This window comes from Anabaena sp. AL09 (assembly GCF_001672255.1).
In the GTDB taxonomy this organism is placed as follows: Bacteria; Cyanobacteriota; Cyanobacteriia; order Cyanobacteriales; family Nostocaceae; genus Dolichospermum; species Dolichospermum lemmermannii.
In genome coordinates, this window is record NZ_LJOQ01000107.1 from 1 (window position 1) to 15,086 (window position 15,086).

Here is a 15,086-nt window from a genome sequence, read left to right on the forward strand (position 1 = left end):
TTCACTTTATCTGTTTGTTTTGATGCTTCCTTTGATTTTCATCTCCGTAATTTCCCTCTGTAACATTTTGGGGTGCGGAATGTGGGATATATGGTAGGGGTTTAGCAGTGCTAAACCCTTACATATCACATCAACTCAACAGTTTTCCTAATATTACTTAACCAACGCAGAATACACTTTTTAATATCTGCGGGGTTAGTTTGTCAAAGTATGAGGGTATTTATTTTATTTTTTATATTTTTGCAAACCCATGAGATTTAACGGAAGTTTTCTTCCCTAACAACCAATCTAAATGCTGTGGCAATAATTTTGCTAAATCATAATTATTTACTATAGTCTTTCTTGCGGCTGCACGAATAGCTTTCATATCTTGGAAGTTGTCTAACACTTTGTTGACTTTATCTGCTATTTGTTCAGGAGAAAAGAAATCTACTAAAAGTCCATTTTTACCATCTTTAATTACTTCTAAAACTGGTGGAGTATTAGCAGCTATTAACAAACATCCTGTTGACATTGCTTCTAGCATTGACCAGGATAACACAAAGGGACGAGTTAAATAAATATGGGCTGAGGATGCTTGTAAAACTTGGAGATATTCATGATAAGGTAATCTACCAGTAAAGTGTAATCTGGATAAATCTAAATCCAGTTTTTCTAACATTAATTGTTTATAGGTTTTACCATCAGGAAGCTGTTTACCATAGGCTACTCTATCTTCTCCCACAACTACAATATGGCAATTTGGTCGTTGTTGTTGAATTAATGCCACTGCTTCCATAAACTGAGGAAAACCCCGATAAGGTTCCATTCCTCTGCCTACATAGGTGACTAATTCTGAGACATGGGAAAGGTCAAGATTAATGCGGGGTAAAACTAATTTAGCATCTGGCTGAGGTTGAAAAAAATTAGTATCTATCCCATCGTGACAAACATTAATTTTACTATGATATTCTGGGGGAAATTGTTGATGTTGCCAATTAGTGGGAGTAAGACCTCTATCGCAATTATATAAATCAATCAAAATCGGGGCGTTTTTTACACGAATTCGACATAAATCATCTGCATTTAATGGTTCACTAGGATCAAAATCAGCATCAGAACCGCGAGGATGATAAAACCATTCAAAGAAACACAATAATTCTGCTTTGGGAAAAACTTCTTTCATAAATAATGTTGGACCCCAACCAGAATGACCATAAATTATATCTGGGATAAAACCCTGTGCTTTCAGGTTTTCTGCGATTCGATATACAGCTTGTCCGGTGAGAACGGCATTTTCTAAATTGCGGACATAATGATGAGTTTGGGGTGCAGCTTGACGGGAAGGTTCATAAATGACTTTATGTACACCTGGTATTGTTCCTTCTTGACGATTGGTAGTAAATACTATTTGATAATTATCATCTTTTGCTAAAGCTGTGGCTAGGTGACGAAATTGGGCAGGAAAATTGGGATGTAAGAATAAAATGCGTTTGGGAGTTATGGCAGCATTTTTCATAAAGTTTCAATATTTATTTCTAAGTAATAGAATCACGTAAATCATTAAGAGTAATCTAGTATAAGCTCGACGTTTTAACAATCATCAAGAGAAGCGATTCCACAGGAAAAATCAGAGCAGGAGTGATGACTAGAGAGAGTTTCAGGTGGATAAATTTGCTCAGAAATGATCTAATTTGAGCGATCGCAAAAATTCCTTATTGACAAATTGATAAAGAAGTGATACATAACTTGTCACCCGTTAAGGGGTTTAGCAGTGCTAAACCCTGACATATCGCATCAATTACAGGATGGTTTAATGCTGATCTAGAGACGTTTCATGAAACGTCTCTACAATGTGTTTTGCCTAAAGGATACCAGAAGCTACACCAAGGTAGTGGTAAAGTGATAGAATCCTAAAGTACCTGTTAAATCTGTCACCTCAATGATGGCATCAGTAGTGGCACTAAACCCGGCTGTAGCATCATTAATAGCCACAAAGCTGCGGCTACCAAAGGAGAATTGAGCAGCAGCGTTAGCTGTAAAAGTAGCAGTAGTTAACTTGACTGCAATTCCATTTGTATCCAATGTTGCCACAGATCCGGCATTAGAGAATCCGGTGCGGGCAGTGGCAACAAGGAATAAATCATTGCCAGCAGTAGCATTGAAGTCGGTAATCACATCAAATCTGTTGAAAACGGAATCAGCTAAGTTGCGGTAGTCAAAACGATCTGCTCCAAGACCTCCAGTAAGAGTATCTTTGCCTGCTCCGCCATTGAGGGTATCGCTATTATAGTTGAAAGCATTACTGCCAATTTCGACGATGCCTCTCTGCAATTTACCAAGGTCAGGACGATCGTTCCACTTTCCTACACCACCAAAATTGAATTCCGCGTAGTCTTCATTGCCAAGATTATTGGGTTCACCTGGAGCCCAGTTGGTATAAGTAACAGCTTCTCCATTTGCCCATTTAAATGTTCCTTCAGTCACCTCATCTGTCAAACCAATCCATAAATTTTCTGAACCACCAAAGGTGTTAACTAGAAATTGATTTTCTGCAGCATCATTAACGGTAACAAGATTACCACCTAAAGAAGCCGCTTGCGCTTGTGCTTGAGTCCAACTACCTGCATTACTCAAAAGGTAAAATTTGCCATTATAGGTGAAAATGGGAGCAGTAACATCACCAAAAATCTGGTCATTACCCGCACTACCACTGAGGGTATCATTACCATACCCACCATTGAGGGTATCATTACCATCCCCACCACTTAGGGTATCATTACCATCCCCACCAAAGATTAAAGACCACACGTAACTTCCGGTGAGAGAATCATTACCACTACCTCCTGTTACCACATCATAATAGCCACCATTAGCAGCAAAGTTGATTCGTTCCACTCCTATCTAACCCGCACCACCATTGAGGGTGTCACTGCCACCAAGACCATTAAGATAGTCATTACCTGCACCACCATTGAGGGTGTTATTCCAATAGTCATCACCAACAATAATATCGTTGTATTGACTACCAGTAATGTGTTCAATTCCCCTAAGGACATCTTGATAACCGAAACCATCATTCGTAGCAAAGCCGTACCCTCCAAGTGTGACATTGATACCTTGTGTTGCACTTGAGTAGTCTGCACTATCTTCACCCCATCCACCATTAAGATAGTCATTACCAGCGCCACCACTTAGGGTATCATTACCATCCCCACCACTTAGGGTATCATTACCATCCCCACCACAGATAAAAGACCACACGTTACTTCCGGTGAGAGAATCATTACCACTACCTCCTGTTAGCACATCATAATAGCCACCATTAGCAGCAAAGTTGATTCGTTCCACTCCTATCAAGGTATCTGTTCCTTCATCGCCATTGCTTGTGACGTTATAACTCTGTCATAACCCTCACCACCATTGAGGGTATCATTACCTGCACCACCATCTAGTATGTCATTTCCTCCAATAATTATAATTTCAACGGTTTCAGTATCAAGATTATTGCCCTGTCCAAAGACGGTACCAGCATTGCCATAGGCTGTTAAATCTTTGATGGTGTTGCCAGTAGCATTATCAATATTCCAGTAACCGACTAACCCCGCTTCTGTTCCCAGCAAACTTTTCTTCAGGTTATTACTAATGTCCGTGGCGCTACGAGCTACATTCCAAATGCGGACTTCATCAATGGCACCATTGACTTTAAATGCATTAAGATCCCAGGGTGCTACTCCCATGCGTAAATTTCTGTTATTGGTACCAAGGGGATTAGAACTTGCTCTCGTTTTGCCAACTTCTATTCCGTTAATATAACCAATCATGTTCTCACCTTGTTTCCAGGTGACAGCGATGTGAGTCCACTGGTTAGAAGCGATTTGTCCTTCTTGGAAAGCATTCCGATTTCCTTGACAATCCCAAAATTCTGGATATAGTTTGCCATTCCCTACACCAAGAAGATAGCCTGAGCCGACGGGGGTTTTGCCGATAATTTTTTGATCTAGAGCAGAATTGGCTAATTTGACCCATGCTTCTATGGTTATTTGTTGACTAATATTTAAAGAGGTACTATGAACAACAGATACATAATCATCAACGCCATCTAACCTCAGAACCTGTGTCTGTGTGCCGCCATCGCCATAAAGGAGGTCATTGCCAATTCCACCAAAAAGCCTATCATGACCATCATCACCGAAAAGGAGGTCATTATCACCGTCTCCATAAAGGTCGTCATTGCCAGTTCCACCATAAACCATATCATGACCATCATCACCAGAAAGGGTGTCATTACCACCTTCGCCAAATAAAAGATCATTACCTTTTTTGCCATAGATGGTGTCAGGTGTATTTTCTCCATGCAGAGTATCATTGCCATCAGTGCCAGCTATATTTTTACCACTAATAATAGGAGTATCCCTGATTGTATCGCCTATTTGGTGTTGAGGTTCTTTCTCGGCTGGAGCATTCAAACTATCATGCAGGGTCTTGATTTTGGTTGTTGCATATTGACCGATAGTTCTTGCCTCTTGAGAATGGATTACCTGCCACTTCCCATCAAAACAAACCTTAATACCTATTGTAGATTCCAACCATGTACCCTTAAATGCTATTCCCCAGGCCGCAACATAGTCATTGCTCAAGTTGTTATCATTTGTGTACTCAACATAAACCTCACCAGAACCTAGATTTGTTCCACCTATGAATGGCACAAAACTAGGAATATTGACATTGGCTTCACCGAACATATAAAGGTTTAAGTTGGAGGTAGCCAGGAACTGAGTTTTTGTAGTGATGAGTCCATCTAAGATATTGAAATAAGATGATGCCCACAAATAACCTTTATCCCAATTGACTTCAGCATTAGCCGTGCCTCTCATCAAACCACCAAGAACGGTAATGTCGCCATTTGCTGTGAGATTGCTGCTAGTAATTGTGGCACTTGCATTTAACTCAACCAGTGAGCCACGCTTATTACCACCAGCCCAAGATGGTAGATTTAAGTTAATTTGAGCGCCTGCTGTTATACCAACTTTACCTGTAAATGCAGAGGTGTTTCCTCCCTTATATTGTCCTTCTATGCTTTGAAGAAATGCTCCTGTCGTACCAATAGGTTTATTAAGGCGATCTGCTTTAATATCAGCATAAGTTAATACACCACTGTCGAAAATAACATCAGCCCCAATCTCAATATTACTGGGGATTATTAAAGTACCTCTAGCCGTTACTCTTTTATTTGTTGTATCAATCCCCAATTCTGCATATTTGATTTTCCATCCTGGTGCTATGTCGATATTGCTTGCTGAGAATGTTCCAACAACTTCCACTGGATTAACAGAGTTGTTGCTGATTTTGATATAGTTTGAGCCACTAAAATCAGCGGTTAAATTGTAAAAATTGGGAAGTACCAATTTACCTTGAATTTTAAAGTATTTTTCTAAAACGGTTTTGCCGTCTTTATCTAATACTTTGGCGTATTCAAGTGTAATATTTGTACCTATTGCTCGCAGTTTTCCTAAACCCAAAAGATTTTTATCAAAATTAGGAATTGTAAATCTAAGACCAGTTAAGTCAATTCCATCATTATTAACAACTAAGTAATTTGAACCAGTTATATCTACAGTGGCATTTCCTAATGCTTGTGGAAGGATGATACTACCTTGGGCTTTAAGTTCTGGGTCCCATAGGATTGTATCAGTAAGATTTCGGTCAGGAGTATATTCTATTTTATTAAGATTTACATTCGTCCCAAAAAAATCAAAATTAATATTACTACCTGTGAGGTTCTTAAGGCGACCATCAGCAAAAGAAACTTCTAGTCCAGCCGTTTTATTAAGACCATAATGTAGCGTTGTAGAACCTATAACTTTAACGTCTGTGATGGATTGTCCATAGGTTTTATTAACACTGACCTTAATATTTGTAAGTTTCCAGTCGCCATAGATATTTATATCACTGACAGAAAAATCCGCAGTCATAGCAAACTGAAGTGCATCATTTACCTTTTTGACTTTAATATAGTTTCCGTCTTTCAGATTTAAGGTTGCGTCTTTAAGACTAGGAACGATAAACTCACCTGTAATTGTTGCTTCTGATTCCTGAAAGTTAAAGTCTAAAGCAGCGTCTTTAGTTTGAATTTCTATTAAACCTAAAGCATTAAATTTTCTTGTTCCTGGTAGTTTTAATGACCCACCTGTTACAGCAATTCCATAGTCTCCAATAGTAATTGTCTGTGATTCATTAACTTTAACTTCTTCTCCTGGATAACCAATAATAATCTTATTATTTGTTCCCTGTTTTTCGTCAACTTCCACACTGACTTCTAAACCCCCAAGTTGCTCAGGGAGTTTCACTTTACCTTGTAGTTCAAGATGATCATCAACGATTGCTAAATCAGTAAATGTTACCTCAAATCCACCTATTTCAAAATCAGGATCGCTATCATTTCCTAATTCAGAAATGCTTGCTTCGAGATTATTTGCATCAAGCTCAATTTCACCTGTAAATAAAGCAGATGCTTGGTTATTACCTACGGAAGCATAAATTACAGGAGCTTTTTTACTAGTTGGTGATATCTTAGTGATTTTAATTTTGTTTATATTTCCAGCATCACCTGTAAGTTTTCCATCGCTACCTAATAAAGATTGTCCATTAGCATTTAAGAAATCTATATTTCCATCATCAACAAATAATAGTGGTTGAGATATACCGTCATAATCGTAACTGATAAACCAATCTTGATCGTCAGTGCTTTGTTCGAGATTGATATTTTGGAGATTTTCGGGATTATCTAATGATAATTGAAGCGGTAGTGGTGTTATTGTTTTTGTTAATTTTAGTCTTTTTCGGTTCTTAGTTACGTAAGTATATTCTTCTATTGGAGTATTATTTTGTCCTCCAGAAAATTGAATTTCTGCGAATATTGGATAATGAGAATCGCTTTGCAAATCTGTCCATTTTATGGTTTTGTTTTGGTAAGTTAAATTGGTGAACGGCTTAATGACTGCATTTTGAGCATTTGTCATTACAATGTCATTGTTTTCTTGCCAACCCTTATAGCCAATAAAACGATTCCTTGTCTCACCTGTAGTATTCTGTTGAATATCCCAAAGTAAATTTTTCGATTGTTGACCAATATTAAAATCTCCAAGTATTATGGAATTGGTTTTTGTATCGTTTTTTAGTAATGTATCAAAATAACTAAATGTAGTTCTGGGAAGTGTTGTTTTGTAAGTATTTGGCAGTTGTGAGCCACTTTTCATATACTCATTATGCCAAGTAAAAAAATTGTAAGTTTTACTCCCTTTTGTTGCTGTAAATGTAATGGGAGGACGGAATAATTTATCGGCATCTGCTGCGAGATAGTCTGTACCGGACGTACCACCTATTACAGTCTTTACTTTCCATTGATCAAGACTTTGATAGAATGTTGGACTTGATGAGTATGAGAGTGTGCTTCCAGTCGATGATACGTTTGTTATATTGTTATTGTATAAAACAAGGTATCCCGACTTATCAGCATAACCATCAGTTACTGAAAAAGCATTGTCTTTATATGTCTGATTATTATAAGGGTCAAAAGGAATTTCTGGTATGACAAATTTAAAGTTATATCCTGCTATTTTTTGATCAATTAAACCATCTAGCTTATCTAGTGCATTATCAACACCTAGTTTTGTGGCTAGAGTACGGTTTGTTCCACTCAGATTAAGCAAGATTGAGGAGTTAAACTCCTGTATACAAATTATATCTATATTACTGTCACAACCTATCTCGGCTATCTTTTTTATTCGTCCTATATGAGTATTTTCAGTAATTCCTGGTGTGTTAGTCCCTTCATTTCTTAATATATTCCATGTTCCAACTCTGATGTTATCAGTATTTTCTTCAATCCCAATTTCTTCATTATTCCCCCGAACAACAGTAACCTTATCATTTTCTGCTTTTAAAGCCTTCAATGCCTCATCACTAAGCGTATTCCCCAACACCAGTTCCGAAAAAATATCCCCCTCATCCCCAGTTGCATCAATCTCATTAATCTGAGAATCAACAAAATGCCCAATTTCTTCTATTAATACATCAGTAATTCTAGCGGTATTACTAGCATATTTGTTAATAAATTCTACAGCCAAATAAACTTTTTGTGTATTGTCAGAAAAAGCCCCATTTCCCCCAGCAATCGCACCACGATTGACAATCTTGATAGTGGGAATATTAGTAAAATTCCTGTCAGCAAAACTATTAAATAATTTATCTGCTACTTCCCGATTAAAATCAGTACCAAAAGCTGTCTCTAACTTCTGGCTGTACTCAGGATCAAAACGGAACTTGCTAAGATAGTCATAGCTATCCCGTAAGGCTTGATCTACTATTCCATAGATATCCAACAAGTCCAATTCGCTGTTATTCTGAAGAGTATCAGCAAAAATAACCTTCAGATTATCCTTAACTTTGGTTTCATCTAACTGTGTTTCTGGATTTTTAGAAACCTCAACAATAGTTCTACTAATAACTGTATCTGCTGTACTCTCAACATGATTACCAAGATTACTGCTCACCACAGCATGAATAGGCTGATACTGTTCTAATTCACTGTCGTTATGATTGAAGAGGGTAGATTTTTTTAACCCTATGTTTGCTGTAAAGAAAGGGCTATTATCTATATTGTTATCGAGTGAATTAGTTACGAAGAAAGGAATGATATTATCTGTACTTTTCTGCTTTTGTATATCTACAAATCCACTGTCTAAAGTAGAAACTTGTCCATGCTTACTGACATGATAACTATCAACAACAACTGATGTCGTGATTTGCGAAACCTTGTCTGTCTTGGGAGTCAATCTAAATTGAGAATCACCCACCAATCCGCCATTTTCCAGGAAATTAGTCAATGAATCTGGATAATTGATTGTTTCCCAAGGAAAATGGAGTTTAGATGTATGGTTTGGTACAGTTTTGAAGTTTTTCATGATACACTCTTTTAGTTTACTTAGCATTTCCCCAATCTACCAAACCCTGTCCCAACTTCCGTACTGACTTCATCTGACTTCATCTGACTTGAGAGCTAATTTTGACACCAAAAAACAAAACAACCATTGTCATCTATCTAAAGTATGAGAAGATATGACTCATAACATCTGAAATTTAGTCAAATCTGCTTGAAAAAGTAAATTATTTAACATTATGTCAAAGTCAATTAAGGTAAGCAATGACCGTATTCAACAGGTTAATATGGCACTTGGAGTTAATGGCTACCCCAACCAAAGAGCTTTAGCTTATGATACCGGATTGTCTTTAACTACAATTAGCAATTTCCTGACTGGTAAACCTGTTAGTTATGCAAGCTTTGAAGAACTATGTCGGCGATTAAATCTAGATTGGCAAGAAATTACTACCAGTGTCGAAGTAATATTTCCCCCCCCCCGCATACGCACAAATACGCAAAAAAAAACCAAATTTAAATCAATTCCTAGACTGGGGAACTGCAATTGATATTTCAGCATTTTACGGATATAGCCAAGAACTGACACAATTGCAGTCATGGATTTTACAAGATGGTTGTCGCTTACTAGGATTATTCGGTATAGGTGGAGTTGGGAAAACAACCTTAGCTACTCAACTAGCAAAACAAATTCATGATCAATTTAATTACGTTATTTGGCGTTCAGTACCGACAGATCTATGTTTTGATAGTATGATGACTAACTTGCTATCTTTATTCTCCCATGATAAAGAAAACAAACTCAATATTAATCAAATTATCTATTATTTGCGTACCCATCGTTGTCTGATTATTTTGGATAATGTAGATATTGATCATCTGAAATATATGCAATTCATCAAAATAATTGCCGAAACTCATCATCAAAGTTGTGTGATTTTCACCAGTCGAGAACAACATCAAGAATTCACCTTTTTAGAATATTGGCTATCATCAGTACGTTGTTTAAAGTTGTCTAATTCCTCAGAAATAGCCTTGTCTCTGATAGAATCACAACCACTATGGGGAACTGATCAAGAAAAGGATGATTTATGTAATTTCTGTAATAATAATCCTTTGAAAATTAAACAAATGATTGTTTCTATAATTCATTTATATAATGGGGATATTGGTAAGTTTTTAAAACGAAGTACATAATAGAGAGAACTTATATACTGGACAAATTTACGATTATATGTATTAATGAAATTGCCTCTTTTCAGACTTTTGGTGATAAGGTTCATTCTCGCTCCTATTCCTCTAACACTGTTTTGCATCTGCTGGATTCACAAAATCATGTAAATCAGCATCCCAAATACTAATATAGATAAAATCACAACTTTGTCGAACTATTTGACCTTTTACCCCACCCTTACTAAAAGTGAAATTATCTGTTTGTCGTTGTTGAACTTGTTGCAGTCCTTGTTTAATTTCTGCTGTAGCTTCTCCATTCAATAAACCATTGAGAGTTGTCTGCATAACTTCAGGTTCTACAGATGATGCAAAAGCTGCTTCTGTTTGTTTGAGAGTTCCAGTTTTCTTGTCAAATAAGTAGCCTAAATCAATTTTGTCAGGAACAACTTTATAAGTAACAGCGCGGGTATTTCCCCATAATCCTCTTAAATCTTTCTTTGGTTTACCTAGCGTTTCTTCTACACTACTTCTTGATGTACCTGTAGGAAATGCTGGTACAGTTTCCCTAGTATTAGTAACTACTTGATCACGTTTTCCCTTTCTTTTCTTCTTTCCTGTTTCTTCAATAGTTAAAGTTGGTTCAGTTGTAGGAACTACAGACGTTTGTTCCTGTTCATTTTTTATTTCTGGTTGTGGAGTTGATTCTATGGAAGGAGTAGGAGTATTTTCAGGAATTGTCTCTGTGGGTTCAGGTAATATTGAAGGGGTCGGAGATACAGTTGCTTCAGAAATGGGAGTATTTACAGTTGTTGGTATTGGTGTTGGTGTTAGGATTGATGTTGGTGTTGGTGTTGGTGTTGGGGTTGGTGTTTCTGTGATGTTGGAATTAGTGACAATGGAATTTGTGGTTTGTGGTCGGTTTATGCTAGAAATAGCCATTGCACCAATTAAACTTCCCATCATAACGCTACCAATAATCACCGCTGGTTTTTGCCAAATTTGCTGATTATTCCCAGTTTTAACCACGGGATTTTGAGAGAGTGAAGATATAGGTTGATTTAGTGCGGCAGGAGTGAGATGAATTGTCGCTGCTGTTTGAGTAGTATGATTAACCTGTGGAGAAATAGAAATCCCAGAGTTTAAAGCATATAACATTTTATTCGCAGTAGTAAAGCGATCGCCTGGACGTGGTTCAATTGCTTGAGTTAGTAGCATTACTAATTGGGGAGAAATCCCCCCAGCGAATTGTTGCCAAATAACCTGTCCCGTGTGAGGATGAGTTTCTAATTCTTGAGGATATTTACCCGTAAGTAAATAAATAGCCGTTAAACCCAAACTATAAATATCAGTAGCATAAACCGGACGACCAATAGCTTGTTCACTAGGCATAAAACCAGGAGTCCCAATCACTAGAGACTGAGTAGGATGTCCAGCAGCATTAATAGTAGTCCGAATAGTTTCCTTAACCGCACCGAAATCAATTAAAACTGGTTTATTATCTATTTCCCGCAAAATAATATTATCTGGTTTAATATCTCGATGAATAATCCCTTTACTGTGAACATAATCCAACACAGACAGCAAACTTAACAGAATTTCTCTAACAGTATTTTCCTGTAATTGTCCTTGAGATTGAATCACATTAGTCAAAGTGTGACCATGCACCCATTCTTGCACCAGATAAAAGAGACCATTTTCCGAGAAATAAGCATAAAGTTGGGGAATTTGGTCATTAGCTTCCCCCAAATACTCCAACGTCGCTGCTTCCCTCTCAAACCGTTGTTGAATTACTTGATAAGTTTTGGAGTCATTGCTAATAGGTTTAAGTTGCTTAATCACACAACGACGACGGGAAGGCATATAGGTATCTTCAGCGAGAAAAGTTTCACCAAAACCTCCTGCACCTAAAACCTGAATAACCTGATAACGATTGTTTAGCAACTTCATAATTATGAAAAATTACCAATATATTTAATCCCAATTTTATGTGAAACTGCACAAAAAAATAATCATCCATATTTATCTGCGTTTATCGGCGTTCATCTGCGGTCAATAATTCTGGAAATATTAAGAACCAGGATAAACAGGATACAGAAAAATCCTGAAATCCCGTAAATCCTGATTCAGACAAAAAATCAACTAGACCAAAGCAGCAGCCTGTTTCTTAAAAAAAGCCTGTAAAACAGTTTCCGCAATTTGAGGACTACTCAAACCTAACTCCGCAAAAGATTGATCAGGTGTAGCATGATCTACCAAAATATCAGGAACACCAATCCGCTTCACAGGGACAACAATATCAGCATCAAGTAAAGCCTCAGCCACCGCAGAACCAAAACCACCCATTAAACAACCTTCTTCCAAAGTCACAACCCGACCAATTTGTTTAGCCAAAGGTAAAATCAACTCAGTATCCAAAGGCTTAACAAAACGGGCATTAATCACAGTTGCTTCAATCCCATGTTCGCTGAGAATTTCCGCCGCTTGCATTGCCGGGTAAACCATTGTACCATAGCCCACAATTAACACATCATCCCCTTGACGGAGAATTTCCCCCTTCCCGATTTCCAAAGCTTCCCAACCTTCCTCCATTAAGGGGACACCGTGACCATTACCACGGGGGAAACGCATAGAAATCGGTCCATCAGTGTAATTAATCCCAGTCACAACCATCCGTTGTAATTCCGCCTCATCCTTGGGAGCCATTACCACCATATTCGGAATACAACGCAGATAAGCGATATCATACATACCTTGGTGAGTCGGACCATCAGCACCAACAATCCCCGCCCGATCTAAACAGAAGAATACAGGTAGATTTTGAATGCAAACATCATGAATAATTTGGTCAAAGGCGCGTTGTAAGAAAGTCGAGTAAATAGCAGCAACAGGACGCATACCTTCACAGGCTAAACCCGCAGCCAAGGTAATAGCGTGTTGTTCAGCAATACCCACATCAATATACTGGTTAGGCAATTTAGCTTGTAGTTTATCTAAACCTGTACCAGTCGCCATTGCGGCTGTGATGCCGACAATTTTAGGATTTTGTGCCGCCAGTGTCACTAAAGTATGAGAAAAGACCTTAGCGTAAGCGGGGGGTTTAGGTTTGTTGGAAGGAATCGCTTTCCCAGTGGTTAAATTAAAGGGAGTTTGGGCATGGTAGCCTACTTGATCTTTTTCCGCCAGTTCATAGCCCTTACCCTTAGTTGTCACTACGTGAACCAAAACAGGACCAGTAATTTGATGTGCCTGTTGGAATGTGGCAATTAATTCTTCTAAATTATGGCCATCAACTGGCCCCATGTAGGTAAAGCCCAATTCTTCAAAAACAGCGCCGACTTTGGGAACTGCTAACCGCTTCATACCTTCTTTGATGCGTTCCAGTTCTGGGGAAAGCGATTCACCCACAAAAGGCAGATGTTTTAACTGTTCCTCAATTCCATCTGAGAGAAACTGCACCGGCGCACTCAGACGCATTTTATTCAGATAACGAGGAATCGCCCCCACATTGGGAGAAATGGACATCTCGTTATCATTGAGAACCACGAGGAGATTAGTTTTGGGTAAGTGTCCCGCGTGGTTAATCGCTTCTAGCGCCATGCCTCCAGTTAAAGCCCCATCACCAATCACTGCAACGGTTTTAAATTTTTCCCCTTTTAAGTCGCGGGCTAAAGCCATTCCCAGGGCGGCCGAAATACTTGTAGAAGCGTGTCCTGCCCCAAAATGATCAAATTTGTTCTCGCCGCGTTTAAGATAACCTGCAACGCCATCTTTTTGGCGAAGAGTGTCGAAATTACTGTAGCGTCCGGTAATTAATTTGTGGGGATAAGCTTGATGTCCTACGTCCCATGTAACCTTATCCCGATCTAAATCTAAGGTTTGATAAAGCCCCAGTGTTAATTCGACAACGCCCAAACCCGGACCCAAATGCCCTCCAAAGGCTGCTACGGTTTGTAGGTGCTTCTCACGAATTTGCCGGGCAATTTGTTCTAACTGCCGAATTGACAAACCATGCAACTGGTTAGGATGGGTAATTTCACTCAAGTGCATATTATCGGCTTTTCCTCTGTTAAGTCTTCTTTTGGCTTGACACTCCCCGGTCTAAAGACGCGGGGATTCTACATTCACAGACTCGCCGTTAGACGACAGGTTTGCACCAATCGCCCAAGAGGGCAAATCTCCTGTAGCGTAGCTTCCGGTATGCCCTACCGTAGTTAATCCTAATCTTAGGATATTGATACTGGCATTAATATCTCTATCTTCCACGAATCCACAATGATGACAATTATGGGTTCTGGTTGACAGGGATTTTTTCACTTCTTGACCACAATTAGCACAATTTTGAGAAGTATTACGGGGAGGGACGGCAACCGTTATTTTCCCATATTTATGCCCAAAATATTCTAACCATTGCCGAAAAGTTGCCCAGCCAGCATCAGAAATTGATTTGGCTAAATGTCGGTTTCTTACCATGCCTTTAATATTTAAGTCTTCGTAAGCTACCAAATCGTTAGATTGGATCACGGAATATGCTAATCTCTTGCAATATTCTTTTCGCTGCCTACTTACTCTTAAATGTTTACGGGCATACCTATTTTTAGCTTTTAAATAGTTCTTGGATTGTGGTTGTTTAGCTTTTTTCTTATCTCTGTCAAACTTCTTAGATTTCTGACGATTAGCTCGACTTAACTGTTTTTCTGACTTTCTATAGAATTGTGGAGCAGATTCCACATTACCTTTTGAATCAGCAATGAAATATTTTAAGCCCACATCTAAGCCAACTATTTGATTCGTTGGTTGAGATTCAATTCTAATTTTGACATCAATTGCAAATTGAGCATAATATCCATCAGCCCGACGGACTAAACGAACTCGCTTAATTTGTTTGATATCATAAAAATTAAGATCTTGACACTCCCCGCTCTAAAGAGACGGGGATTCTTTGTTCAAAGATATGACTTGCTCGCCCAGGATTTCTCCAGCACAAGTAGAGGTCTTA

The 15,086-nt window shown here is 38.4% G+C and carries 8 protein-coding genes and 1 pseudogene; 2 read left to right on the top strand and 7 right to left on the bottom strand.

All coding sequences use genetic code 11. The annotated features are described in order from the left end of the window. Positions 1 to 232: 232 nt before the first annotated feature. From AN490_RS22715 to AN490_RS22730, 4 genes are all read right to left on the bottom strand, one after another. Positions 233 to 1,498, bottom strand: coding sequence for a glycosyltransferase family 4 protein (locus AN490_RS22715; RefSeq protein ID WP_300007292.1), 1,266 nt, complete (start codon positions 1,496 to 1,498; stop codon positions 233 to 235). A gap of 362 nt (positions 1,499 to 1,860) precedes the next feature. Further along, positions 1,861 to 2,877, bottom strand: a complete 1,017-nt coding sequence (locus AN490_RS22720; protein WP_300007294.1) for a bluetail domain-containing putative surface protein — start codon at positions 2,875 to 2,877, stop codon at positions 1,861 to 1,863. A 6-nt stretch (positions 2,878 to 2,883) separates the two neighbouring features. Beyond that, positions 2,884 to 3,330 carry a calcium-binding protein gene (locus tag AN490_RS22725; protein ID WP_300007296.1) on the bottom strand — a complete coding sequence of 149 codons (447 nt, stop codon included), beginning with the start codon at positions 3,328 to 3,330 and terminating at the stop codon, positions 2,884 to 2,886. A gap of 5 nt (positions 3,331 to 3,335) precedes the next feature. Further along, entirely contained in the window at positions 3,336 to 8,837 is a 5,502-nt protein-coding gene (locus AN490_RS22730; protein ID WP_300007298.1) for a LamG-like jellyroll fold domain-containing protein, read from the bottom strand. 322 nt (positions 8,838 to 9,159) lie between these two features. On the opposite strand from AN490_RS22730, the gene AN490_RS22735 reads away from it, so the two are divergent. Continuing rightward, entirely contained in the window at positions 9,160 to 9,468 is a 309-nt protein-coding gene (locus AN490_RS22735; protein WP_300007301.1) for a helix-turn-helix transcriptional regulator, read from the top strand. Positions 9,469 to 9,499: 31 nt separating this feature from the next. Next, on the top strand, positions 9,500 to 10,114 hold the full coding sequence (locus AN490_RS22740) for an NB-ARC domain-containing protein (RefSeq protein ID WP_366925065.1): 615 nt from the start codon (positions 9,500 to 9,502) through the stop codon (positions 10,112 to 10,114). Positions 10,115 to 10,216: 102 nt separating this feature from the next. On the opposite strand, the gene AN490_RS22745 is transcribed toward AN490_RS22740, so the two are convergent. From AN490_RS22745 to AN490_RS22755, 3 genes and pseudogenes are all read right to left on the bottom strand, one after another. After that, positions 10,217 to 12,037, bottom strand: a complete 1,821-nt coding sequence (locus tag AN490_RS22745; RefSeq protein ID WP_300007306.1) for a serine/threonine-protein kinase — start codon at positions 12,035 to 12,037, stop codon at positions 10,217 to 10,219. Between the two features lie 192 nt (positions 12,038 to 12,229). Next, entirely contained in the window at positions 12,230 to 14,137 is a 1,908-nt protein-coding gene (dxs, locus tag AN490_RS22750; protein ID WP_300007308.1) for a 1-deoxy-D-xylulose-5-phosphate synthase, read from the bottom strand. A 51-nt stretch (positions 14,138 to 14,188) separates the two neighbouring features. Continuing rightward, positions 14,189 to 14,995, bottom strand: a pseudogene (locus AN490_RS22755) (transposase); the annotation flags it as partial. Positions 14,996 to 15,086 lie beyond the last annotated feature (91 nt).